This window comes from Phreatobacter aquiterrae, from assembly GCF_053471285.1.
In genome coordinates, this window is sequence record NZ_JBJPHW010000006.1 from 59,590 (window position 1) to 81,988 (window position 22,399).

Consider the following 22,399-nt stretch of genomic DNA (forward strand, 5'->3'; position numbering starts at 1 on the left):
ACCCGTCCTCCTCATCCTGAGGAGCGAGCGATAGCGAGCCTCGAAGGACGCACTTCATCGATGCAGCCACTTCCCTTGCATACCGCCCCCGATCATCCGATGTCTTAAGCGTTGGACACCCTGCAGGGAGGCGACCATGCTCTCGACCGACGACGACATCCTCGGACAGGCCGAGGCCTGGGCGAAGGCCGGCAAGGGCGTTGCCATCGCCACCGTGGTGGAGACCTGGGGCTCGGCGCCGCGGCCCGTCGGCTCGCACCTCGTCATCGACGAGACCGGCACCTTCCTCGGCTCGGTCTCCGGCGGTTGCGTCGAGGGCGAGGTGGTCAGCGAGGCGATGGACGTCATCGGCTCGGGCAAGGCCAAGCTGCTCGAATTCGGCATCGCCGACGAGACCGCCTGGCGGGCCGGCCTGTCCTGCGGCGGCCGCATCGCCGTCTATGTCGAGAAGGTCTCCTGATGCACCTCGATCTCCTCTCCGCCCTGAATGCGGCGCGGGCCGAGCGGCGGGCCGCGGTTCTCGTCACCGACCTCGACGGCGGTGACGCCCGCATCGTCACCGAGGACCGCCTCCCCGGCGATCCGCTGGAGGAGCCGATCCGTGCAGCGCTGCGCACCGGCCGCAGCGGTGCGGTCGAGGGCACGCGCTCCTTCCTGACCGTGCAGGTGCCGGCGGCGCAGATGGTCATCATCGGCGCGGTCCACATTTCCCAGGCGCTCGTGCCGATGGCGAAGCTGCTCGGCTACGACCCGGTCATCGTCGATCCGCGCACCGCCTTCGCCACGCCCGAGCGCTTTCCCGACGTCCGCCTCCTGGCCGAATGGCCGGACGATGCGCTGCCGGGCCTGAACGTCGACCGCTACACCGCCTTCATCGCCCTGACCCACGATCCGAAGATCGACGACCCCGCGCTGCTGCACGCCTTCGGCAAGGAGTGCTTCTACATCGGCGCGCTGGGATCGCGGCGCACCCACGCCAAGCGGGTGGAGCGTCTGACGGCGAAGGGCGCGGCGCCTGAGGCCATCGCGCGCATCAGGGCGCCGATCGGGCTGGCCATCGGCGCGATCTCTCCGGCGGAGATCGCCGTGTCCATCCTCGCCGAGGTGACGCAGGCCTGGCGGCAGGGCATCGCGTGACCTGTCGCGTCCGGTTCCGATAGGAGACGGCGATGCGGTTCGGTCCCGTGCCGGTAGAGGAGGCGCTCGGCGGCATCGTTGCCCACGCCGTGCGGCAGGGCGGCCTCGTGCTGAAGAAGGGCACCCGTATCGGCGCGGCCGAGGTCGCGGCGCTGAAGGCGGCGGGCGTCGCCGCCGTGACCGTGGCGCGGGCAGAGCCCGGCGATGTCGGCGAGGACGAGGCGGCCGCGCGCATCGCCGCCGCCGTGGCGGGGCCGGGTCTGAGGATCGATCCCGCCTTCACCGGGCGCGCCAATCTCTTCGCGACGGAATCGGGCGTCCTGGTGGTCGAGCGCGACGGCATCGACCGCATCAACCGGCTCGACGAGGCCATCACTCTCGCGACGCTGCCGGCCTTCGCGACCGTCGAACCCGGCGAGATGGTGGCGACCGTCAAGATCATTCCCTATGCCGCGCCGGGTCAAAGGGTGGCGGAGGCCTGCGCCGGACCACCGCTGGTGCGGGTCGCGCCGTTCGTGCGGCGACGCGTCGCCGTGATCTCGACCCTGCTGCCGGGGCTCCCAGACAAGGTCGTCGAGAAGACGCTGCGGGTGACGGCCGATCGCCTCGCGCCTGCCGGTGCCGCCATCACGGCCGAGCGCCGCATTCCACACGAGGCAGCGGCCCTGGCGGCCGCTCTCGCAGAGGTCACGCCGGACAGCGACCTGATCCTCGTCTTCGGGGCCTCCGCAATCGCGGATCGACGTGACGTCATTCCCGCCGCGCTGGAGGCGGCCGGCGGGCGCATCGAGCACCTCGGCATGCCGGTCGATCCCGGCAACCTGCTGATGGTCGGCGAACTGGCCGGCGTCCCGGTCATCGGCGCGCCGGGCTGCGCCCGGTCGCCGAAGGAGAACGGCTTCGACTGGGTGCTGATGCGGCTGCTCGCCGGGCTGCCGGTGACGCGGGCCGACATCACCGGCATGGGGGTGGGCGGGCTGCTGATGGAAATCGTGTCGCGGCCGCAGCCACGTGAGGGGGATCAGGTTATGGACCATGCGCCACGCATCGCCGCCATCGTGCTCGCGGCCGGGCGCTCGACGCGGATGGGCGGGCCGAACAAGCTCTTGGCGCGCATCGACGATGTCCCGCTCGTGCGCCATGCGGCGCAGGCGGCGCTGGGCGCCGGCCTCGCGGACGTCGTCGTCGTGACCGGCCATCAGGAGGCGGCGGTGCGTGGGGCGCTGGCCGGCCTCGATCTGCGGTTCGCCCACAATCCGGGTTTCGCCGAGGGACTGTCGACCTCGCTGAAGGCGGGACTGGCGGTTCTCGACGAGACGGTGGACGCCGTGGTGGTGCTGCTCGGCGACATGCCGCGCATCTCGTCGGGACTGGTGCGGCGCCTCGTCGACGCCTTCGCCGCCGATGCCGGCCGGCACATCGTGGTCCCCGTGGCGGATGGCCGGCGCGGCAATCCGGTGCTGTGGGGGCGGCGCTTCTTCCCCGAACTCCTGCGGGTCACCGGCGACCAGGGTGGGCGGGCCATTCTCGCCGCCTCGCCCGAGGCCATCGCCGAGGTGCCGGCCGACCTCGACGACGTGCATCTCGACCTCGACACGCCCGAGGCGCTGGCGGCGGCGGGCGGCCATCCCGCGTCTTAACCATCGTCAATGCCGTCCACCGGCACGGCAAAAAAAGCCCCGGGGCGTTGCCGACCCGGGGTTGAATTTCATCTCCGTGGACGCGGAGTTGTTGGCATCATCTATCTGCTCTTCGTCGCGGCAGCACAATCAAAGCCGTATCTTTACCCTACCGGTTGACCTTACCGGAGCGATGCGGAAAATGCCCCAATTCTAACCTTCTCCGAGAGAGCGCTTCGGGAGAGGAGACCTGTCGCGCGTCATCGTCAGGTCATCGCGGTTTCACCCGCGCGTCATCGCCCGCTCATACGTCCGTCCCACTGACGCAGAATCGGGATGAACGGCATGGCCCTGGTGGCAGGCGAAACGCGCAAGGCGACCCATCGCAACCTCGAACGGGCGGTGACGCGCCACCGGCCGCTGTCCCGCGCCGGACTGCAGGAGCGCCTGTTCACGCTCATGTTCTCCGGTCTCGTCTATCCGCAGATCTGGGAAGATCCGGAAATCGACATGGAGGCGCTGGCGCTGACACCCGCCGACCATGTCGTGGCGATCGCCTCGGGCGGCTGCAACGTGCTGAGCTATCTCGTCGCGGGCCCGGCCCGCATCACCGCGCTCGACCTCAACGAAAACCACGTCGCCCTCAACCGGCTAAAGCTCGCTGCGGCGCGGCATCTTCCCGATCACGCGACCTTCTTCCGCTTCTTCGGCGAGGCCGACAGCCGGGACAATGTCCTCGCCTATGACCATCACCTGCGCGACCGGCTGGACCCCGCCACCCGTGCCTACTGGGATCGGCGCGATATCGCGGGACGCCGCCGCATCCGCCACTTCTCCAGCAATCTCTACCGCAAGGGCCTGCTCGGCTGGATGATCGGCACCGGCCACGCCGTGGCGCGGCTGCACGGACGTGATCCCCGCCGCATGCTGGATGCCCGCTCGCTCGCCGAGCAGCGCGCCATCTTCGACACCGAGCTGAAGCCGGTCTTCTCCTCCGGCCTGGTGCGCTGGCTGGTGAAGAACCCGGCCTCCCTCTACGGCCTCGGCATTCCACCGGCGCAATATGCGGCCCTGCTCAGTTCGGCGCGCGCCGGCGGCGGCATGGAGGAGGTTCTGCTGGCGCGGCTCGAACGGCTCGCCTGCGGCTTTCCGCTCGACCAGAACTATTTCGCCTGGCAGGCCTTCGGCCGGCGCTACCAGCCGGGCAGGGACGGGGCGGTGCCGCCCTATCTCGGCGCCGCCAACTTCGCGGCAGTCCGCGAGAGGGCCGACCGCGTCGAGGTCCGCCACGAGAATTTCATCGACCATCTGGAAGGCCTGCCCGATGCCTCCCGCGACGCCTATGTGCTGCTCGACGCCCAGGACTGGATGACCGACGCAGTGCTGAACCGGCTGTGGCGGGAGATCACCCGCACGGCGCGGCCCGGCGCGCGCGTGATCTTCCGCACCGCCGCCGAGGAGAGCCTGCTGCCCGGCCGGGTCGCGCCGGACCTTCTCGCCCGCTGGAGCTACGACCCGGCGCGCTGCCGGGAGATGACGGAGCGCGACCGCTCCTCCATCTATGGCGGCTTCCATCTCTACACGCTGGTGTCGCCGTGACGATGCCGGCTGAAGCCTTTCCGGCCGCCGAGCGGATGGACGCCATCTACCGCTGGCAGGTCGGCATCTATGACCTGACACGGAAATATTACCTGCTCGGCCGCGACAGGTTGATCGACGACCTGGCCCCGCCGCCCGGTGCCACGGTGCTGGAGGTCGGCTGCGGCACCGGCCGCAACCTCATCGTTGCGGCACGGCGCTATCCCGACGCGCGGTTCTACGGCTTCGACGTCAGCCCGGTCATGCTGGCCGAGGCGCGCCGCGCGGTCGCCCGCGCCGGGCTTGCCGACCGCATCAGGCTGGCGCAGGTGGATGCTGCGGCCTTCGATCCGCTCACCGCCTTCGCCCGCGACGGATTCGACCGGGTGTTCTGCTCCTACACGCTGTCGATGATCCCGCCCTGGGAAGCGGCGCTCGACCGTGCCATGGCGGCCGTGCTGCCCGGCGGATCGCTGCACGTTGTCGATTTCGGCGGTCAGGAGCATCTGCCGGGCCTGTTCCGCACCGGCCTCAGGGCCTGGCTGGCGCAGTTCCACGTCACGCCGCGCGACGGGCTGGCGATGGCGCTGGAGCAGGCTGCCGCGTCGCGTGGCTGCCGGGTGAGCATCGAGAGGCCCTATCGCGGCTACGCGGTGCAGGCGGTTGCGGTGCGGCCGCCCCTTGCTTGACCCCGTCGCCGGGCGGGGGCTATGACCCGCGCCCAGATGACCCAGCCAATCGACACTGCCGGCGCCCCCGAACTGACGGTGGTCGTCCCCAGCTACAACGAGCGCGACAACGTGCCGGAACTGGCGCGGCGGCTCGACCATGTACTCGCCGGTATCGCCTGGGAGATGATCGTCGTCGACGATGACAGCCCGGACGGCACCGCCGCGGTGGTGAAGGAGATCTCCCGTCGCGACCCGCGCATCCGCTGCATCCGCCGCGTCGGTCGGCGCGGGCTCGCGGGCGCCTGCATCGAGGGCATGCTCGCTTCCTCCGCCCCGGTCGTGGCGGTGATGGACGGCGACCTGCAGCACGACGAGACGATCCTGCCCGCCATGCTCGACCACATCCGCGCCGGGCGGGATCTGGTGGTGGCCAGCCGCAACATCGAAGGCGGTTCCAAGACCGAGGGCCTGTCGCGGCTCCGCCAGGGCATTTCCGATCTCGGCCGACGCCTGTCGGGGATGATCCTCAAGGCGCCCCTCTCCGACCCGATGTCCGGCTTCTTCATGATCCGCAGGGAGATCGTCGAGGAGGTCGCGCCGCGTCTCGCCACCTCCGGCTTCAAGATCCTCGCCGATATCGCGGCATCGGTGTCGAAGCCGCCGCGCCTTGCCGAGGTGCCCTTCGTCTTCCGCGAGCGCGTCCACGGCGAGAGCAAGCTCGATGCGAAGGTGGCGCTCGACTATATCGGCTTCGTCCTCAACAAGCTGTCCGGCGGGCTCATTCCGCTGCGCTTCATCTTCTTCGCCCTGGTGGGCGCGAGCGGCGTTCTTGTCCATCTCGCCGCGCTCTATGCCGGCCTGTCGCTGGGCGTGCGGTTCGAGTGGGCGCAGACGATTGCGACCTTCATCGCCATGACGTCCAACTACGTGATCAACAACGAGATCACCTATCGAGACGCCCGGCTGAAGGGCGCACGCTTCGTCACCGGTCTGCTGCTCTTCTATCTCGTCTGCAGCATCGGCGCCTTCGGCAACATCGGTGTGGCGAGCTGGCTCTACGCCGGCGATGTCGACTGGTGGCTGTCGGGCCTCGCCGGCGCCGTCATGGGCGCGGTGTTCAACTATGCCGCATCCGCCACCCTCGTCTGGCGCCGCTGACATGCCCGCCGCGCCGCGCCCGATCGGGGCGGGCAGCGCCGGTGTCGTGGTCACGCTGGTTCTCGCTCTGACGGCGATCCGCCTGTGGGCGGCGGGCAGCCTCGGCCTCGCCGCCGACGAGGCCTATTACTGGCTGTGGTCGAAGAATCTCTCCTTCGGCTATTTCGACCATCCGCCGATGGTGGCCGTGCTGATCCGCGCCTCGACGGCGGTGTTCGGCGATACGGAATTCGGCATCCGCTGGCTATCGGTGCTGCTCGGTTCCGCCGCGAGCCTCGGCGTCTGGGGTCTCGTCTGGCGGCTGACCGACGACCGCAACGCGGCGCTTGTTGGCGCTGCCATGGTGCAGGCGACGCTCTTCCTCGGGGCCGGCGCCATGCTGGTGACCCCCGACACGCCGCTGGTGCTGTTCTGGACGCTGGCACTGCTGGCGCTGATCGAGGTCTGGCGCACCGGGCGCGGAGAATGGTGGCTGGCGGTGGGGCTCTCGGTGGGCCTCGCCTTCGTCTCCAAATACACCGCCGTCTTCCTCGGGCTCGCCATCCTTGCCTGGCTCATCCTCGTGCCGGAGCTTCGCCGGTGGTTCCGCTCGCCCTGGCCCTATGCCGGCGGTGCACTGTGCCTCGTGGTCATGGCGCCGGTGGTCTGGTGGAACCTTGCCCAGGGCGGCGCCTCGCTGACGAAGCAGTTCGGCCGTGCGGTTCCGACCGCCTTCGACCCGCGTTTCGTGCCGGAATTCCTCGCTGGGCAGGCGGCGCTGCTGACGCCGCTCATCGGCATCCTCGTGCTCTGGGGCCTGTGGATCGCCGTTCGGCGCGCCCTGCGCCAGCGTGAGGCGGGGGCCGTGCTGCTGTCCGTCTCGGTGCTGCCGCTGGTCGCCTATCTCGTCTGGTACGGGCTTTTTGACAGGGTGCAGGGCAACTGGACGGCCTGCCTGCTGCCGGCCTCCATCGCCGCCGCGGTGGTCGGGGCGAAGGCGATGCCGCAGACACCGTGGCTCGCCGCCGTCCTGCGCTTCTGCTGGCGTTGGTCAGTTGTGGCGGGCGTGGTGCTGGGTCTGTTCGTCATCGGCCATGCGGCCTTCCGGCTGGCGCCGCTCGCCGTCGATCCGACCGGGCAGCTGCATGGCTGGCGCGCGGCGGCCCGCGCCGTCGAGCAGGCGGCGGAGCGGGCAGGGGCGGGGACCATCGGCACCGCGAGCTATACGACGACCGCCCAACTGCGCTTCTACGGCTCGGGGAGACCGCCGGTCGTCCAGCTCGGCGAGCGTCTGCGCTACGCCATGGAACCGCTCCCGGACCTGGCCGCCCTCTCGGCCCGTCCCGTGCTGGTGGTGGCCGAGAGCCGCCGGGCGGAAGAGGTGGCGGCTCGCCTCAGGGGTCTCTACCGCAACGTCGAGCCCGCCGGTCATGTGGACCGGCTGTGGCGCGAACGCTTGGGTCTGTCCGCGCAGATGGACCGTCTGTACCTGTTCATCGCGCGGGACCCGATCGAGCAGGGTGTGCCGGACCTCGCCGCCGTTCAGTAGCGCCGCCAGAGCGAAACCCCGCCATAGAGCCCCGAGCGGCCGCCGCGATCCATGGCGTAGCCTCCGGACAGGCGAAGGCCCACCGTGCCGATGGTGAAGCCGGTGACATGTAGGCCGAACCGCGAGCGCAGCGTGCCACGGTGGGCGCTAAAGCTCGCCTCCGGTCCGACGAAGACGCCCTTGCCGATGTCGTAGCCGGGGGCAAGGCGCAGGCTCGCCGCATGGAACGTCGTCGCGTAGCTGGCGAAGACATGCACGGCGACGCGCTCAGAGGGCGTGAGCCAGGCATCGATGGCGATCGCGGGGCCAATCCGCGTGCCGACATGGGGATCGGGCAGGGCGGGGCTGAGACGGCGCGTCTCCGTCGCCAGACCGGCGAAGAGCGTCGCCGATCCCCACAAGCCGGACTGCCGCCAGCCGGCCATGGCGCGCATGGTGCCGGTGGCCTCGAGGACCCGGTCGGGCAGGAGCGGGTCGATGCGGAAGCGCGAGACGCCGGAGCCCGCGGTGAAGCGGAGCACGAGCCCGCGGCCCTCGGCGTGGGCGCCGACTTGGGCATCGAAGCCGGAGGAGACGTGAAAGCCGTCGAAGGCGCCCTCGAGCCCGAGATAGGTGGTGAAACGGGGCGCGTCCGAGCCCTCGGCCGCCGATGCGGCCGACAACCCTGCGACGACGATGGCTCCCCATGCCCCCCATGCGCGCATGGCTCATGAGGTCACGGAATGATCCGCGCGGCCACATGGGAAGGAACCGGATGCAGGGTCCGGGCGGGCTGCCCTTGGGGAATTAAGGATTTGCTAACCATGCCGGTCGCTCAATCGACGAAGCGGAGCTGGCGAAGGTTCGGCCATGACACCGGCGCCCGCAGGACAGTGCATCGTCGCAACTCCACCGGAGGCCGTCATGCCCGTGCAGTCCAGTGCCGTCATCCCCCCGCGCGTCGATGCCGACTTCGTTCGATTGATCGAGGGCTATGACCTGACGACTGCGGAAATCCTCTACAGGATGCCGGACCACCCCCTGCTTCTGCAGACCTATCTCTGGCAGAACTACGATCAGGCGCCCTATTTCCCGGTGCTCAAGCGCTTCCTGGCCTTCTGGGAGAAGAACCTGGACGGCCGGCTGCACACGGTCAGGATCTGCTCGTCGCGCCTCGTCAGGCCGTGCGAGTTGCAGGTGGCGCAGAGCCTTGCCTACCTGCACTGACTGGCACGAATTGTCGCAAGGGCAGGCTGGCCGCAAGGCGGCAGTGGCGGAACCCCGCAAGGCGACGTATGGTCAGCGTCCCGTCGCCTGCCGGAACCCCACGTGTCCCCGCCTGAAAAGACGTCGCAGATCATCGCCTCGCTGATGTCGGCACAGGCGTCGAGCCATTCCGAGGTCCTGGGGACGCTGACGGTGGGCGACCTGCTCGCGTCGCTGCGCAGCCGCGCCTTCGGCCTGTCGCTGATTCTCTTCGGCCTGCCGAACCTTCTCCCCATCCCCGGACTGCCGATCCTCACCGGGATCGTCCTCGTGCTGCTGGCGCTGCAGATCGTCGGGGGGCGCGATGTGCCCTGGCTGCCGCCGCGCATCGCCAGCGCAAAACTGCCGCGCGAACGCCTGTCTGCCGTCGTGAGCCGGACCCTGCCCCTGCTCCGGCGCCTCGAGACAGTGACCCGGCCACGCTTCGCCCTGGCCGCCGGACCGACGGCACGGCGGATGGTGGGGCTGGCGGTGCTGGTGCTCGCCGTGCTGCTCATCATCGTGCCGATCCCGTGGATCGGCTCCATGCCGCAGGGCCTCGCCCTCTGCGTGCTCGGCCTCGGCCTGACCGAACGCGACGGCGTCCTGGTCACCGCCGGCTTCCTGCTGGCCGCCATCGCCGCAGTGGTCGGGGCGGGGATCGGCTACACCGTCATCCAGGGTGCGCTTGCGGTCCTGTTCTGAGGCGGGCTAGAAGCCGCCCGGGAGACAGCCCGTGGACGCATCGATCGAACAGTCGGCACCGAGGACCTCGGAGGTCTTCCTCACCCTCAAGACAGTGGGGGGGGATGACCGGATTTCGCTGGGGCAACTGACCGGCCTTCTCGGCGACCGGGCCTTCGGCCTGCTCGTGCTGATCTTCGCGCTGCCCAACATCATCCCGATGATTCCCGGCGTCTCGACCGTCTCGGGGGTGGTCATCGCCATCGTCGGCCTGCAGATGCTCATCGGCCGGCACGAGCCCTGGCTGCCGTCCGCCATCGCCGACCGGACGCTGCCGCGCGAGCAACTGTCCAGCATGGTGGACCGCACCATCGGCTGGATCGCCCGGCTTGAGCGCGTCGCAAAGCCGCGCTGGACCTTCATGACGCGGGGGCTGATGCACAGGGTGCTCGGCGCCATGTTCGTGCTGCTGGGTTTCATCCTCGCCCTGCCGCTGTCGTGGATCGGCAATTTCCCGCCCGGCGTGGCGCTGGTCTTCCTGTCGGTGGGTCTGCTGGAGGAAGACGGCATCCTCGTCGCCCTCGGCCATGCCATCGGCATTTTCGCCACCGTCCTCGTCCTCGCCCTGGTGGCGGCGCTGGTGGCGGCGGTGATGGTGAGCTTCGGCTGGCTGACCTCCTGACGCCCGCCGCGAATGACCGCTTCACTTGCGTCGTTGCGGGCACTATGGTCCGCCCACGTTTGACGAGGACATGCCATGGCCGATCACATCGTGCCCCATTTCGCCAATGACGACGGCGTCGCCGTCATCCATATCGGCGTGAAGGAATTCCAGTGCATGGGCGCCCGGGCGCCGTTCGATCATCCCCATGTCTTCCTCGACATGGGCAGCGACGCCGAAATCATCTGCCCCTATTGCTCGACGCTCTACAAGTTCGACGCGAGCCTCCACGCCGACGAGACGCGGCCGGCGGGCGCCTATGTGAAGACCCTCGCAGACGCCTGATCGCGGACCATGTCCGACCGCCCGCGTATCGCCATCGCCGGAGCCGGCATCGGCGGGCTGACCGCGGCGCTGTGCCTTGCCCGCACCGGCCTTGCCGTCGACGTCTTCGAGCGGGCACCCGCCCTCGAGGAAGTGGGGGCCGGCATCCAGCTCTCCCCCAATGCCAGCCGCGTTCTCATCGACCTCGGCCTCGAGGCGGCGCTGGCGCCTGCGGTCGTCGCCCCCGGGGGGATGGACGTGCGCTCCGGTCCTGCCGGATCGCTCATCGTCGCCGCCGAACTCGGCGAGGACATCGCCCGCCGCCATGGCGCGCCGTGGTGGGTGGTCCACCGTGCCGATCTGCTGGCCGTGCTGGCCGAGGCCGCCCGGGCCGAACCCGCCATCCGCATCGAGACCGGCGCGACGGTGGAGGGAGCCCGCGCGGTCGATGGCGGCGTTGAACTGGTCCTCGACCGGGCCGGCGAGACGCAATCGTCCACCGTGCCGGCCGTCATCGGCGCCGACGGCATCCGGTCCGTGGTGCGGTCGGCCCTCGGCGAGGGCGACATGCCGGTCTTCCGCCAGCGCGTCGCCTGGCGCGCCACCCTGCCCATGGCTGCGGTGCCGGCGGCGCTCAGGGGCGACAGGGTCGGGCTCTGGCTCGGCCCCGACGCTCATCTCGTCCACTACCCCCTGCGCGGCGGCGCCGACTTCAACGTCGTGGTGCTGCTGGGCGAACCCCGGCCCGTGGAGGGCTGGCGCGCCCCCGGCGATCCCGCCTATCTCCACCGCCGCCTCGCCGGCTGGTCACCCCTGCCGCGCGCGCTGATCGATCTGGTGAAGGACTGGCAGTGCTGGTCGCTGGCCGACCGGGCGACCTGGTTCGGACCGGGCCACGGCGCGGTGACGCTGCTGGGGGACGCCGCCCACGCCATGCTTCCCTTCGCGGCGCAGGGCGGCGCCATGGCGATCGAGGATGCGGCGGTGCTGGCGCGCACCTGCGCGCGCCGGCCTGACGACCTCGCGGCCGCCTTCCGCTCCTACGAACGGGCGCGGGCGGGACGGGTGGCGCGCGTCCAGGACCTCGCCCGGCGCAACGGCATGATCTACCACCTCGCCGGGCCCATGGCGGTCGCCCGCGACATGGCCATGCGGCTTCTCGGTGGCCGCGGCCTCATCGCCCGGCAGGACTGGATCTACGGCTTCCGCGCCTGAGGCGTCAGCGCCGGCGCGGCGGCGTCTGCGCCTGATCCCCGGTGCCGGCAAGCTGCCGGATGTTCAGCCTCTGGCCGCCCGGCAGCAGGATATCGCCGGGCACGAGGCCGCCGCCGCAGCGCGCCGAGACGAAGCGGCCCTCCTGCGTCGTCAGGGTCTGCTGGAATTCCGACTGGCCGATGGTCTGGACCGTGCCCTCGACCCGGAGCGAATAGGTGGCCCTGAGGTCGCCGGAGATGACCGAGCGCGCCGTCGTGCGGGTCTGGCCGGCCAGGCAATCGGTCTCGATGACATAGCCCTCGCCGTCGCGGCGGATGTCGTAGCGCTGGCACGTCTGGCCGAACTGGCCGAAGCCGTACTGCACCATCTGCCGCTCGGTGGCGGCGTCGGTGCAGGTCTGCACGGTGAACTCCTGCCCGCCCGGCCCGCCGCCGGTCATCATGCGGATTTCCCAGTAGCCCGGCCGGCGCATAGGCAGCTCGACCGCCTGCGGTTGCGCCAGCGCCGGGATGGCGCCGGAGACGACGGCAGCAAGGACCAGGGCAAGGCGCATGACGTCTCCCGGACGAACCAGATGGCTGACATCATACATAGGGCACGGCTGCCATTGCGACAGTGACGGATCGGCCACGGTCGGTGAGGGAAGCGGCGGTCAGCGTGTGGGGCTCGATGGTCTGGTGCGGACGGCCGGACTCGAACCGGCACGGGTTGCCCCGCAAGATTTTAAGTCTCGTGCGTCTACCGATTTCGCCACGCCCGCTCCGGGGCCGAGACTTACAGGGATCGCCGGGGCCTGTCACCGGTTGCACGCCGGCCGGCCGCCCCTGCCGCGAGGGAAGCCGCAGGCGTTAAACATCACCTAACGGCAACCGAACAGTTCGTTGACCATTTCGATCCTTCTGGTGAACGCCGCATTCAAAGCTGGCGGCTAGAGTCTGTCCGGGGATCGCGAGGAGGGGGAACGTCGCCGAGGAGGCCGACCGTGCAGCTCTCTCCTGCCAAGATCGTCTTCTTCTTCATGAGCCTGCTGGTGCTCATGAATCCGCCGCTGGTGCTGGGCCTGCTCGGTTCCGAGGGCCGCCGCGCCGGTATGTTGATCGACGAGAATCTCGGAACCGATTCGATGCGGATCGCCGTGTTCGGCCGCCGATGAGGCGCCTCACCCGGCGTCGCGGATCGGCGGCTGGAAGGTGTAGCCCATGTCCCAGGGGAAATAGATCCAGGTGTCCTGCGACACCTCGGTGACGAAGGTGTCGACCATCGGACGGCCCTGCGGCTTGGCATAGACGGTGGCGATGTGCGCCTTCGGCAGCATGTCGCGGACGACCTTGGCGGTCTTGCCGGTGTCGACGAGGTCGTCGACCACGAGGATGCCCTCGCCGCCGTCGGCCAGCAGGTGCTCGGCCACGGTCTTGATGACCTTCAACTGCCCCTGGCTCTGGTAGTCGTGGTAGCTGGCGATGCACACCGTCTCGATCATGCGGATGCCGAGCTCGCGGGTGACGATGGCCGCCGGCACCAGACCGCCGCGGGTGATGCAGACGATGGCGCGGAAGGGCCCTGCGCCGCTGATGCGCCAGGCGAGCGCCCGGGCGTCGCGGTGGAACTGGTCCCAGGAGACGGGGAAGGCCTTTTCCGGATTGGGCGTCGCCATGGGGCGCTCCACGAGAGACATCGACAGGGCGGCGACACTAGCGGTCCGCGCGGCCGCGGAACATCGGGGCGGCGGGCTTTTCCGCAGGTTTCTCGTCATCGTGTGCCGAAACGAAAAGAGGGCCCGCGAAGGCCCTCTCTTGTCTCCGTCCGATGTCGCGGAGCGATCAGAACCGGTAGGTGATGCCGGTGGAGATCAGCCAGGGGTCGATGGTGACCCGGCCCGAGGTGACGGCGAGTACGCCGGTGGTGTCGGTGTACTTGAAGGTCGAGCGCAGGAATATCTTCTTGACGTCGACGTTCACGCCCCAGTGGCGGTTGATCATGTAGTCGAAGCCGACCTGCAGGGCGAGGCCGGCGGCGGGTGCCACCGAGAAGCGGTCGTAGGCGAAGGGCGCGCCGTTCGCCATCGCGCCCTGGGCCGACTGCGAGAAGAACATCGTGTAGTTCAGGCCGACGCCGACATAGGGCTGGAAGGCGCCGAAATCGGTGAAGTGGTACTGCAGCATCAGCGTCGGCGGCAGCAGCCAGGTCTTGCCGATGGTGGCCGTCGAGCCGAGCGCCGTCGCCAGCGCGCCGGTCGGGCGGACATTGTGCGGCGTGACGCCGAGGATGAGCTCAACCGCGATGTTCTTGGTGAAGTAGTAGGTGATGTCCAGCTCGGGAACGATCGAGTTGGAGATGCCGAGGTTGGAGATCGGCGCGCCCGGCACGCCGTTGAGGGTGGTCACCGCGCCGCTTGAGGAGGGAATGACGGCCAGCGCGCGCAGGCGGATCTGCCAGGGGTTGAAGGCCGGCGTGGCGATCACGCTGTCGAAGGCCGCGCGCGGTGCGCCGAGATCGGCCGCGAGACCGGGAGACGCGAGAAGAAGCGTGCCGAGAGCGGCGCCGCGAAGAAGTCTGTTCATGGATTCAGCCCCATCAGGATGCAAAAGGTCCGCGGGTTTGGAAGGCCGGTCCCTGGGGGCGGGGGACTCGGCCGAAGTCGCCGCAGCACCTGACTCACAACGGCACCGGGATCGGAGCGGCCCCTTGATCTGGATCAATTGACAGGGCGTCGCACGGCAATTTGACGAGCGAAGTCCATCAACCTGTTGCGTGACAGCAACGGTTGATCCCGGAGCCTCACGCCCCGCGCGTGACGGAGATGGCGGCGTCCGGGCGCTTGTACTCGCCGACCATGGCGACGACGGCGGCCTCGGCCGCCTCCAGCAGCGCGGCATCCTTGGCGCGCAGCACCAGGCGGGTCCAGAACTTGCCGTCCTGCATCATGGGATAGGAGCCCATGATGACGCCGGGATGGGCCTTGGCGATCGCCGCATAGGGCGTGCCGATGTCGCCCTCGCGCAGGCCGGGGGCCTCGATGGAAACCTGCAACATCTTGGTTCCGGTCTTCAGCCGCGGCGAGACGACGTCCATCATCGCCTGCATCACCGCGGGCACGCCGGCCATGGTGACGACGTTGCCGATCATGAAGCCGGGCGCCTTGGAGACCGGGTTCTCGATCAGTTCGGCGCCGGCCGGGATGCGGGCCATGCGCAGGCGTGCCTCGTTCAGGTCCTTTTCGGGAATGCGCTCCAGCAGCATGGCGCGGGCGCGCGGGTCGACGTCGATGGAGACGCCGAAGGCCTTGGCGATGCAGTCGGCGGTGATGTCGTCATGGGTCGGGCCGATGCCGCCGGTGGTGAAGACGTAGCCGTACTTCGCCCTGAGCGTGTTGAGGGCGGGGACGATCTCGTCCTCCTCGTCGGGAACGACGCGGACCTCCTTCACGTCGATGCCGATGGCCGTGCAGTACTCGGCGATGTAGCCGATGTTCTTGTCCTTGGTGCGCCCGGAGAGGATCTCGTCGCCGATGACGAGAATGGCGGCGGTGACGGTGGTCGGCTGCGAGGACATGGGGCTCTCCGGGACTGGCACCGAGGTAGAGCGCAAGGGGCGATGCGGCAAGGGGCCGCAAGGACGGAGCGGTGTTGACGGCGGCGAGGCTATCGCTGTATTTAACTTATAGGTTAAGTAATGGAGACGGCCCCCATGGCTCGCATTCAGCCTCGCATCATCCCCTGCCTGTGGTTCGACGGCCGCGCCGAAGAAGCCGCGGAGCACTATGTCGCGATCTTCCCCGACAGCCGGATCACCGAGGTCGTGCGCTGGCCGATGGACGGCATGGCGCCGGCCGGCACGGCGCTCACGGTGGCGTTCGAACTCGACGGAATGACCTTTCTCGGCCTCAACGGCGGACCCGAGTTCACCTTCACGGAGGCCGTGTCATTCCAGGTGATGTGCGAGGACCAGGCTGAGGTCGATCACTACTGGGACCGCCTCGTGGAGGGCGGTGCGGAGAGCCGGTGCGGCTGGCTCAAGGACAAATTCGGCCTGTCCTGGCAGATCGTGCCGACCATGATGCCGACGATCCTCGGCGGCAGCGACCGGGCGACGGCCGCCCGGGTCATGCAGGCGATGATGGGGATGGTGAAGCTGGATATCGCCGCGCTGGAAAAGGCGGCGAGGGGGTGAGGGTGCGCTACTGGACCTGCACCTGGCGCGAGGCCTGGTCGACCACGACTTTGACTGTCAGGAACTCGCCCTCGCCGCCGTGGCGGGAGCCGCGGATGGGGGCGGCGTTGAGGTAGTCGAGGCCGCAGGCGATGCGGATGTGATGCTCGGTCGGGCAGGTTGCGTTGGCCGGATCGAAGCCGACCCAGCCGAGCCCGTCGACATGGGCCTCGGCCCAGGCGTGCCCCGCCTCCTGGTCGATGGTGCCGTCGGCATGGAGATAGTAGCCGCCGACATAGCGCGCGGGGATGTCGAGGTGCCGCGCCGCGGCGATGAAGACATGGGCGAAGTCCTGGCAGACGCCGCGCTTCAGGGCGAAGGCCTCGGCCGCCGTGGTGGCCGAATGGGTGGGGTCCTTGTCGAAGACCATGTCGCCGGAGAGATCGTCGAGCAGGGCGTGGAGTGTCGTCAGCGTGTCGCCGCCGCGCGCCTGACGCTCTTCCGCATAGGCGCGGATGGCGGGGTCTGCCGCGGTCAGGTCCGTGCCGCGCAGGTAGAGCCCGGGCGGGAAGCGCTCGATGGCGCCGCGCACGATGCCGGCGGTGTCGAAGGTCTCCACGAGACCGTCGACCCTGACGGTGAGGGTCTGGATCGGGCCGGCGCAGGAGAAGGTGTGGGTGATGTTGCCGAAGGCGTCCTCGTGGGCGTCGAGGCGGCAGTCCTGATCGACGTCGATGCGCCAGTTGGCGACGTGCTGGCCCTCGAAGTTGCGCGGGGTGAGGCGCAACGTCTGGATCACCGCATGGGCGGGAACCGCGTAGCTGTAGACCGTCTCGTGGGCGATGCGGATGCGCATGGTGCGGGCCGCGCCGTCAGGTCAGGTATTGCTGGGTGATGGCCGCGCCCAGCCGATTGTTCTCGGTGATGAAGTCCGAGACGAACTCGTGCAGGCCCGACTGGAAGATGTCGTCGATGCGGGCGTTCTCCAGCTGCGTGCGGGTGGCGCGGGCGGCGCGCTGGGCCGGGCCCTGCCGGCCATAGGCGAGGGCGAGGCTGTCGAGGTTGCGCACAATGCTCTCGTAGCAGGCGGCTAGCGAGCGCGGCATCTGGTCGTTGAGGATCAGGAGATCTGCCACCAGCCAGGGCTTCAGGCTCTCCTTGTAGACCCAGTGATAGGCCGTCAGCGCCGAGACGGCGCGCAGGATCGCCGACCACTGGAAGTAGTCCAGCGAGCCGCCGACATGTTCGGCGTCGGGCAGCAGCACGTGGTACTTCACATCGAGGATGCGCGCGGTGTTGTCGGCCCGCTCGATCATCACGCCGAGGCGGGAGAACCAGTAACCGTCGGAGCGCAGCATGGTGCGATAGGCCGAGCCGTCGAACCTCAAGCCCGTTTCCTTCACGAAGGAGAGGAAGTTGGCGAGGTGTTCGTCCTGATTGAGCCCGCTCGCCCGGTATTTCGACAGTTCGAGCCAGGCCGAGTTGATGGCTTCCCACATCTCCACGGTGAGCGCGGTGCGCACCGAGCGCGCATTGGTGCGGGCGACCTCGAAGCAGGAGCGGATCGATGAGGGATTGTCGGGCGAGAAGGCGAGGAAGTCGATCACCGTCTCGCGGGTCGCCTTGTCGTGGGCCTGAAAGAAGAGATGGGCGCAGCCGGCGGTGGCGACCGCCGACTCCCATTCGTTGGACGTGCCGGCATAGGCCGAGGGCAGGTTGGCGAGCCGGGTCGAGGCCTCGATGATGCGGGCGAGATATTCGGCGCGTTCGACGTAGCGGGCGAGCCAGAAGAGGTTGTCGGCGGTACGGGAGAGCATGGGTTCCGCCTATCTCACGAGTCCAGGACCCAGGTGTCCTTGGTGCCGCCGCCCTGACTGGAATTAACCACCAGGGAGCCCTCCTTCAGCGCCACGCGGGTGAGGCCTCCGGGGACGATGCGCACCCTGTCGCGGCCGGTCAGCACGAAGGGACGAAGGTCAACGTGGCGGGGCGCGATGCCTTCCTCGACCAGGGTCGGGCAGGTGGAGAGCGCCAGGGTCGGCTGGGCGATGAAGTTGGATGGGTCCTTCGCCAGCTTGTCACGGAACTGCTCGATCTCGGCGGCGGTGGCCTTGGGGCCGATCAGCATGCCGTAGCCGCCGGAGCCGTGGACCTCCTTGACGACGAGTTCGGGCAGCTTGTCGAGGACGTATTTCAATTCCTCCGGCTCGCGGCAGCGCCAGGTCGGCACGTTCTTCAGGATCGGCTCCTCGCCAAGGTAGAACTTCACGATCTCCGGCATGTAGCTGTAGACCGCCTTGTCGTCGGCGACGCCGGTGCCGACCGCATTGGCGAGCGTGACGTTGCCGGCATGATAGGCCGACATCAGGCCGGGCACTCCGAGCGCCGAATCCGGGCGGAACACCAGCGGATCAAGGAAATCGTCGTCGAGGCGGCGGTAGATGACGTCGACGCGCTTCGGACCTTCGGTGGTGCGCATGTAGACGACGTCGGCCTTGACGAAGAGATCGCGGCCCTCGACCAGCTCGACGCCGAGCTTGTCGGCGAGGAAGGTGTGTTCGTAATAGGCCGAGTTGAACAGGCCCGGCGTCAAGAGCACGCAGGTCGGATCGGACGAGGCCGAGCGCGGCGCCACCGACTTCATCGTGGCGAGCAGATCGTCGGTGTAGTTCTCCACCGGCGCGACGCGGTGCTGCGAGAAGAGCTCCGGAAACAGCCGGATCATCACCTCGCGGTTCTCCAGCATGTAGGAGACGCCGGAGGGCGTGCGGGCGTTGTCCTCGAGAACGTAGAAGGTCTCGGAATCGACGCGGACGATGTCGATGCCGGCGATCATCACGTAGATGCCGTGCGGCACCGGCTGCTGGTTCATCTCCGGGCGGAAGGCCGGATTGCGATAGACGAGGTCCTCCGGCACGAGGCCGGCGCGCAGAATCTCGCGCTTGGAATAGACGTCGCCGAGGAAGGCGTTGATGGCCCGCACGCGCTGGGTCAGGCCCTTCGACAGGCGCACCCATTCATCATTGGTGAGGATGCGCGGGATGACGTCGAAGGGGATGAGCCGCTCTGTCGCGGCCGCATCGCCATAGACCGCGAAGGTGATTCCGATGCGCCGGAACAGCGCCTCCGCCTCGCGCGAGCGTGTCGCGAGCAGGTCAGTCGGAATGGTCTTCAGCCAGCGGGCGAGGGTTTCGTAGGCGGGGCGGACCGCACCGTCCGCGAGGTTCATTTCATCGAAGATCGGTGCAGCGCCTGCCATTACCGGCTCTAGTCCCCTCTGGAAGACGAAGCGTGGCCCTTCTCTGGCGGAACGATCCTGACGCTTCACCGACAAGCTAGCGGCAAATCACGTCGTTAGGGAAGGGGGGCTTTCGCAGTCGCGAAACACAATGCGTGCTGCCAGAACCGCAACTCGCCGTTGCCGGTTCCCCGGCGGGCGGCTATGGCAGCGCCTTCATCCTTCCGGAGACCCCATGACCGTCAAGGTCGCCGCCCTCTATCGCTTCGCGCCCCTGCCGGACTGCGCCGCTCTCGTCGCGCCGCTGGCGGATCTGTGCGCCGGGCTCGGTATCCGAGGGACGCTTGTGCTGGCGCCCGAAGGCGTCAACGGCACGGTGGCCGGCGATCCGGCGGCGATCGACAATCTCGTGGCGCGCCTGTCCGGCGGCTGGATCTTCGGCGACAGGCTCGCCGGCATGGAGCTCAAGGCCTCGACGGCTGCGGCCATGCCCTTCGGCAGACTGAAGGTGAAGGCCAAGCGCGAGATCGTCGCCTTCGACAATGGTGTGACCGATCCGACGCGGCGCGTCGGGACCTATGTGGCGCCCGCCGACTGGAACGCACTCATCGCCGATCCCGAGACCATCGTGATCGACACGCGCAACGCCTTCGAGGTGGCGATCGGCACCTTCGAGGGCGCCCGCGACCCCGGCACCGTCAGCTTCGGCCAGTTCAGGGATTATGTGGCGCGCGAACTCGACCCCGCCCGCGACCGGCGCATCGCCATGTTCTGCACCGGCGGCATCCGCTGCGAGAAGGCGAGCGCCTATCTCATGGACCGGGGCTTTGCCGAGGTTCACCATCTCAAAGGCGGGATCCTCGCCTATCTCGAACAGGTGCCGGAAGCACAAAGCCTGTGGCGCGGCGGCTGCTTCGTCTTCGATGATCGCGTCGCGCTCGGCCACGGCCTCGCCGAGGTTCCGGAGACGGCGAGGGGAGTGCGCCTGCCATGACCGAGCCACTGGACATCGCCTCCCGCCTCGAGGCGCTGGAAGTGCGCGCCGCCTTTCAGGACCAGACCATCGAGGACCTGAACGCCACCATCACCACCCAGTGGCAGGAACTCGACCGCTTGAAACACCTCGTCTCGCGGCTGGAAGACCAGGTGCGCGAGGCGGAGGCCGCAGCCGGCGGCCCGCAGATGCCGGAGCCGCCGCCGCCGCACTACTGAAGCCGGGCCTGTGGATGCAACGGCATGCAACGGTCTCCGCGTTGCTCATGACGGTGGTGGCCGCTACACCCGTCGGGTTCCTGGAGAATCGCTGATGACCTATTGTTGCGGCATCCTCGTGCGCGACGGGCTGGTGATGATCGCCGATACCCGCACCAATGCGGGGCTCGACAACATCTCGACCTTCCGCAAGCTGCACGTGTTCCAGAAGCCGGGCGAGCGGGTCATGACGCTGGCCTCGGCCGGCAACCTGTCGATCACCCAGTCGGTGCTGGGGTTCCTGCACGAGGGGTTGCCCAACGAGGAGACCGGCGAACTCGAGTCCATCATGAATGCGCCGAGCATGTTCCAGGCGGCGCAGCGGGTCGGGCGCGCGATCCGCGAGGTCCGGCGCATCGATGGACCGGGCCTGGAAGAGGACGGCATCAAGTTCGAGGCGTCGTTCCTCTTCGGCGGTCAGATCAAGGGCCGGGCCCTGCGCCTCTTCATGGTCTATGCGGCGGGCAACTACATCGAATGCACCGTCGATACGCCCTACCTGCAGATCGGCGAGCACAAATACGGCAAGCCGATCCTCGACCGCGCCATCAAGTTCGACACCAACCTGAACGACGCCCTGAAGATCGGGCTGGTGTCGATGGATTCGACCATGCGCTCCAACCTCGGCGTCGGGATGCCCATCGATATCGCCGTCATGCCGCGCGGCGACGCCATCCTGCAGACGCACTACCGGATCGAGCCGGGCGAGCCCTATTTCCACGACCTGCGCGAGCGCTGGTCGGCGGCGCTGCGCAAGGCGCACATGGATATTCCGCCGCCGCCCTATGCCGGCTCGAACGTGGTGAAGTGAGCCCCGGCTTCAGCGCGTCGTGTAGAGGCTGAACCACGCGTCGATCACGCCGCGGCAGTGTGGCATGCGGTGAATGCTCACCGGCCTGAAAGCCGTGCCGTCCCAGCCCCACTCGCCGCGTTCGCCGCAGTCGCCGATGCCGCGCCCCTTGGAGAAATGGGTGATCCGCCCGGTGTCGGTATCCAGTTCCATATTGGTCAGGATGTTGTCCGGGACCTCGTTCTCCGATTCCTGCCGCGCCAGCGGCTGCGGGAATGACGCCGGCCGGACGACCGGTGTGGCACCGTCGGTGACCAGGTAGTAGGCGCGGCTCAGGTTGTAGGCGCCCCGCCAGCACCTCACGCCGGCCAGCAGCGTGTCGCCGGTGAGGCGGTGAATGACCCTCAGGCCTTCTTCTGCGGAACCCGTATCCTCGCTGGAACCTGGTTCCTCGTCGAGGTCGCAGATCTTGTCGAGATCGCTGCGGAAACGCTCCATGACCGCCGCCGACGCAGCCGGAGACAGCGATGGCGGTGCTTCGCCGCTGGCGAGCGGGCGGGGACCTGGGGCCCTCGGGGGCGCAACCGCTCCGTCGTTGGCTGGCCGGTTGCCCGGCCGCGCCAGCGCCGACACGGTGCCGACGCGTTGTTGCCGCTCGTCCATCCACAGGAGGACCGCCGATGCTCCGGACAGCGAAATGGCGGGAACCGGTTCGTCAGCGCCGGGCGGGGCAGGGTTGAAGGTCACCCGCAGTTCGCGATTGCGGCGAAGGGCCGAGAGGATGGCCTGAGCCAATGACGGGTCGGTGATCTCCAGCGCATTCTCGTCGAGACGGAAGGCGGAGCGGAGCGGCAGGGTGCGGATCGGGCCCTGCTCGGTCGCAAATGTCACCGTCCCGGTCTTCGGGCTCTCCCAGGCGAGGTCGAGACTGACAAAAAGCCTTGGCCGGGCAGGCCCCTCCGCATTCCGATCGATGCGAAGGCCAAAGCCGCTCGACGCGCCGCCGGCCGGAAAGCCGTGGGCACGACAGACGCGGACATTGTCGCAGCCGACCGTCCAGTCGCTGAAGTCGCGGAGATCGCCGAGTTCAGTTGCTCCCGCCGCAACGGTGGCGCTGAGGAAGCCGGCCAGGCAAGCCGACATGGAGAAGGGCGACAGGCGCATCGCAAGGC

Annotated in this window: 26 protein-coding genes and 1 tRNA gene; 17 read left to right on the plus strand and 10 right to left on the minus strand. The window is 68.7% G+C overall.

The annotated features are described in order from the left end of the window. Positions 1-136: 136 nt before the first annotated feature. From ACJ4V0_RS10840 to ACJ4V0_RS10870, 7 genes are all read left to right on the plus strand, one after another. Positions 137-460: an XdhC family protein gene (locus ACJ4V0_RS10840; protein WP_448299591.1), complete on the plus strand. Its 324-nt coding sequence runs from the start codon at positions 137-139 to the stop codon at positions 458-460. Beyond that, the gene (locus ACJ4V0_RS10845) at positions 460-1,137 is read left to right on the plus strand and encodes an XdhC family protein (protein WP_448299592.1); all 678 of its coding nucleotides are present in this window, start codon (positions 460-462) and stop codon (positions 1,135-1,137) included. The genes ACJ4V0_RS10840 and ACJ4V0_RS10845 overlap by 1 nt, the downstream gene beginning before the upstream one ends. Before the next feature lie 32 nt (positions 1,138-1,169). After that, a complete protein-coding gene (locus ACJ4V0_RS10850; RefSeq protein WP_448299593.1) occupies positions 1,170-2,777 on the plus strand; it encodes an NTP transferase domain-containing protein in 1,608 nt (535 codons plus the stop codon). A gap of 324 nt (positions 2,778-3,101) precedes the next feature. Next, a complete protein-coding gene (locus ACJ4V0_RS10855) occupies positions 3,102-4,355 on the plus strand; it encodes a BtaA family protein (RefSeq protein ID WP_448299594.1) in 1,254 nt (417 codons plus the stop codon). 2 nt (positions 4,356-4,357) lie between these two features. After that, positions 4,358-5,023, plus strand: a complete 666-nt coding sequence (locus ACJ4V0_RS10860) for a class I SAM-dependent methyltransferase (protein ID WP_448299785.1) — start codon at positions 4,358-4,360, stop codon at positions 5,021-5,023. Between the two features lie 36 nt (positions 5,024-5,059). Further along, the gene (locus ACJ4V0_RS10865; protein WP_448299595.1) at positions 5,060-6,163 is read left to right on the plus strand and encodes a glycosyltransferase family 2 protein; all 1,104 of its coding nucleotides are present in this window, start codon (positions 5,060-5,062) and stop codon (positions 6,161-6,163) included. Position 6,164: 1 nt separating this feature from the next. Beyond that, positions 6,165-7,691, plus strand: coding sequence for a glycosyltransferase family 39 protein (locus ACJ4V0_RS10870; protein ID WP_448299596.1), 1,527 nt, complete (start codon positions 6,165-6,167; stop codon positions 7,689-7,691). Here ACJ4V0_RS10870 and bcsS read toward each other — a convergent pair. Continuing rightward, the gene (bcsS, locus tag ACJ4V0_RS10875; RefSeq protein WP_448299597.1) at positions 7,685-8,395 is read right to left on the minus strand and encodes a cellulose biosynthesis protein BcsS; all 711 of its coding nucleotides are present in this window, start codon (positions 8,393-8,395) and stop codon (positions 7,685-7,687) included. The two genes, ACJ4V0_RS10870 and bcsS, sit on opposite strands and share 7 nt — an antisense overlap. A 199-nt stretch (positions 8,396-8,594) precedes the next feature. Between bcsS and ACJ4V0_RS10880 the strand changes: the two genes are divergently transcribed. The 5 genes from ACJ4V0_RS10880 (at position 8,595) to ACJ4V0_RS10900 (ending at position 11,799) form a co-directional block, all read left to right on the plus strand. Continuing rightward, complete coding sequence (locus ACJ4V0_RS10880; RefSeq protein ID WP_448299598.1) at positions 8,595-8,897, plus strand: usg protein; 303 nt, start codon at positions 8,595-8,597, stop codon at positions 8,895-8,897. A 102-nt stretch (positions 8,898-8,999) separates the two neighbouring features. Continuing rightward, complete coding sequence (locus ACJ4V0_RS10885) at positions 9,000-9,620, plus strand: exopolysaccharide biosynthesis protein (RefSeq protein ID WP_448299599.1); 621 nt, start codon at positions 9,000-9,002, stop codon at positions 9,618-9,620. 31 nt (positions 9,621-9,651) lie between these two features. Next, positions 9,652-10,281 (plus strand): exopolysaccharide biosynthesis protein, encoded by a 630-nt coding sequence (locus ACJ4V0_RS10890; RefSeq protein WP_448299600.1) that lies wholly within the window; start codon positions 9,652-9,654, stop codon positions 10,279-10,281. 75 nt (positions 10,282-10,356) lie between these two features. After that, a complete protein-coding gene (locus ACJ4V0_RS10895; RefSeq protein ID WP_448299601.1) occupies positions 10,357-10,605 on the plus strand; it encodes a zinc-finger domain-containing protein in 249 nt (82 codons plus the stop codon). Positions 10,606-10,614: 9 nt separating this feature from the next. Further along, complete coding sequence (locus ACJ4V0_RS10900) at positions 10,615-11,799, plus strand: FAD-dependent monooxygenase (protein WP_448299602.1); 1,185 nt, start codon at positions 10,615-10,617, stop codon at positions 11,797-11,799. A 4-nt stretch (positions 11,800-11,803) separates the two neighbouring features. Here ACJ4V0_RS10900 and ACJ4V0_RS10905 read toward each other — a convergent pair whose 3' ends face one another. Together ACJ4V0_RS10905 and ACJ4V0_RS10910 are read right to left on the minus strand one after the other, a co-directional pair. After that, positions 11,804-12,352, minus strand: a complete 549-nt coding sequence (locus ACJ4V0_RS10905; RefSeq protein ID WP_448299603.1) for a DUF3617 domain-containing protein — start codon at positions 12,350-12,352, stop codon at positions 11,804-11,806. Positions 12,353-12,474: 122 nt separating this feature from the next. Continuing rightward, positions 12,475-12,559, minus strand: a tRNA-Leu gene (locus tag ACJ4V0_RS10910). Positions 12,560-12,781: 222 nt separating this feature from the next. Here ACJ4V0_RS10910 and ACJ4V0_RS10915 point away from each other — a divergent pair. Next, positions 12,782-12,952 carry a hypothetical protein gene (locus ACJ4V0_RS10915; protein WP_448299604.1) on the plus strand — a complete coding sequence of 57 codons (171 nt, stop codon included), beginning with the start codon at positions 12,782-12,784 and terminating at the stop codon, positions 12,950-12,952. 6 nt (positions 12,953-12,958) lie between these two features. Here the strand turns inward: ACJ4V0_RS10915 and gpt are convergent, their stop codons facing one another. From gpt to ACJ4V0_RS10930, 3 genes are all read right to left on the minus strand, one after another. Next, entirely contained in the window at positions 12,959-13,453 is a 495-nt protein-coding gene (gene gpt, locus ACJ4V0_RS10920; RefSeq protein WP_448299605.1) for a xanthine phosphoribosyltransferase, read from the minus strand. A gap of 166 nt (positions 13,454-13,619) precedes the next feature. Continuing rightward, positions 13,620-14,360: an OmpW/AlkL family protein gene (locus tag ACJ4V0_RS10925; RefSeq protein WP_448299606.1), complete on the minus strand. Its 741-nt coding sequence runs from the start codon at positions 14,358-14,360 to the stop codon at positions 13,620-13,622. Positions 14,361-14,577: 217 nt separating this feature from the next. Beyond that, positions 14,578-15,351, minus strand: coding sequence for a competence/damage-inducible protein A (locus tag ACJ4V0_RS10930; protein WP_448299607.1), 774 nt, complete (start codon positions 15,349-15,351; stop codon positions 14,578-14,580). A gap of 135 nt (positions 15,352-15,486) precedes the next feature. On the opposite strand from ACJ4V0_RS10930, the gene ACJ4V0_RS10935 reads away from it, so the two are divergent. Continuing rightward, positions 15,487-15,969, plus strand: a complete 483-nt coding sequence (locus tag ACJ4V0_RS10935; RefSeq protein ID WP_448299608.1) for a VOC family protein — start codon at positions 15,487-15,489, stop codon at positions 15,967-15,969. A gap of 7 nt (positions 15,970-15,976) precedes the next feature. On the opposite strand, the gene ACJ4V0_RS10940 is transcribed toward ACJ4V0_RS10935, so the two are convergent. Genes ACJ4V0_RS10940 through ACJ4V0_RS10950 form a run of 3 tightly spaced genes read right to left on the minus strand, consistent with a single transcriptional unit; the run spans position 15,977 to position 19,207 of the window. Further along, positions 15,977-16,804, minus strand: coding sequence for a transglutaminase family protein (locus ACJ4V0_RS10940; protein ID WP_448299609.1), 828 nt, complete (start codon positions 16,802-16,804; stop codon positions 15,977-15,979). Between the two features lie 16 nt (positions 16,805-16,820). After that, positions 16,821-17,765: an alpha-E domain-containing protein gene (locus ACJ4V0_RS10945; protein ID WP_448299610.1), complete on the minus strand. Its 945-nt coding sequence runs from the start codon at positions 17,763-17,765 to the stop codon at positions 16,821-16,823. Positions 17,766-17,779: 14 nt separating this feature from the next. Beyond that, the gene (locus ACJ4V0_RS10950; protein ID WP_448299611.1) at positions 17,780-19,207 is read right to left on the minus strand and encodes a circularly permuted type 2 ATP-grasp protein; all 1,428 of its coding nucleotides are present in this window, start codon (positions 19,205-19,207) and stop codon (positions 17,780-17,782) included. Between the two features lie 214 nt (positions 19,208-19,421). Here ACJ4V0_RS10950 and trhO point away from each other — a divergent pair, with 214 nt between their 5' ends. From trhO to ACJ4V0_RS10965, 3 genes are all read left to right on the plus strand, one after another. Next, the gene (gene trhO, locus ACJ4V0_RS10955) at positions 19,422-20,180 is read left to right on the plus strand and encodes an oxygen-dependent tRNA uridine(34) hydroxylase TrhO (RefSeq protein ID WP_448299612.1); all 759 of its coding nucleotides are present in this window, start codon (positions 19,422-19,424) and stop codon (positions 20,178-20,180) included. Next, complete coding sequence (locus ACJ4V0_RS10960) at positions 20,177-20,398, plus strand: SlyX family protein (RefSeq protein ID WP_448299613.1); 222 nt, start codon at positions 20,177-20,179, stop codon at positions 20,396-20,398. Before trhO ends, ACJ4V0_RS10960 begins: the two co-directional genes overlap by 4 nt. A gap of 94 nt (positions 20,399-20,492) precedes the next feature. Further along, positions 20,493-21,248, plus strand: a complete 756-nt coding sequence (locus tag ACJ4V0_RS10965) for a proteasome-type protease (RefSeq protein WP_448299614.1) — start codon at positions 20,493-20,495, stop codon at positions 21,246-21,248. Positions 21,249-21,257: 9 nt separating this feature from the next. On the opposite strand, the gene ACJ4V0_RS10970 is transcribed toward ACJ4V0_RS10965, so the two are convergent. Beyond that, complete coding sequence (locus tag ACJ4V0_RS10970; RefSeq protein ID WP_448299615.1) at positions 21,258-22,391, minus strand: DUF1176 domain-containing protein; 1,134 nt, start codon at positions 22,389-22,391, stop codon at positions 21,258-21,260. Positions 22,392-22,399: the final 8 nt, after the last annotated feature.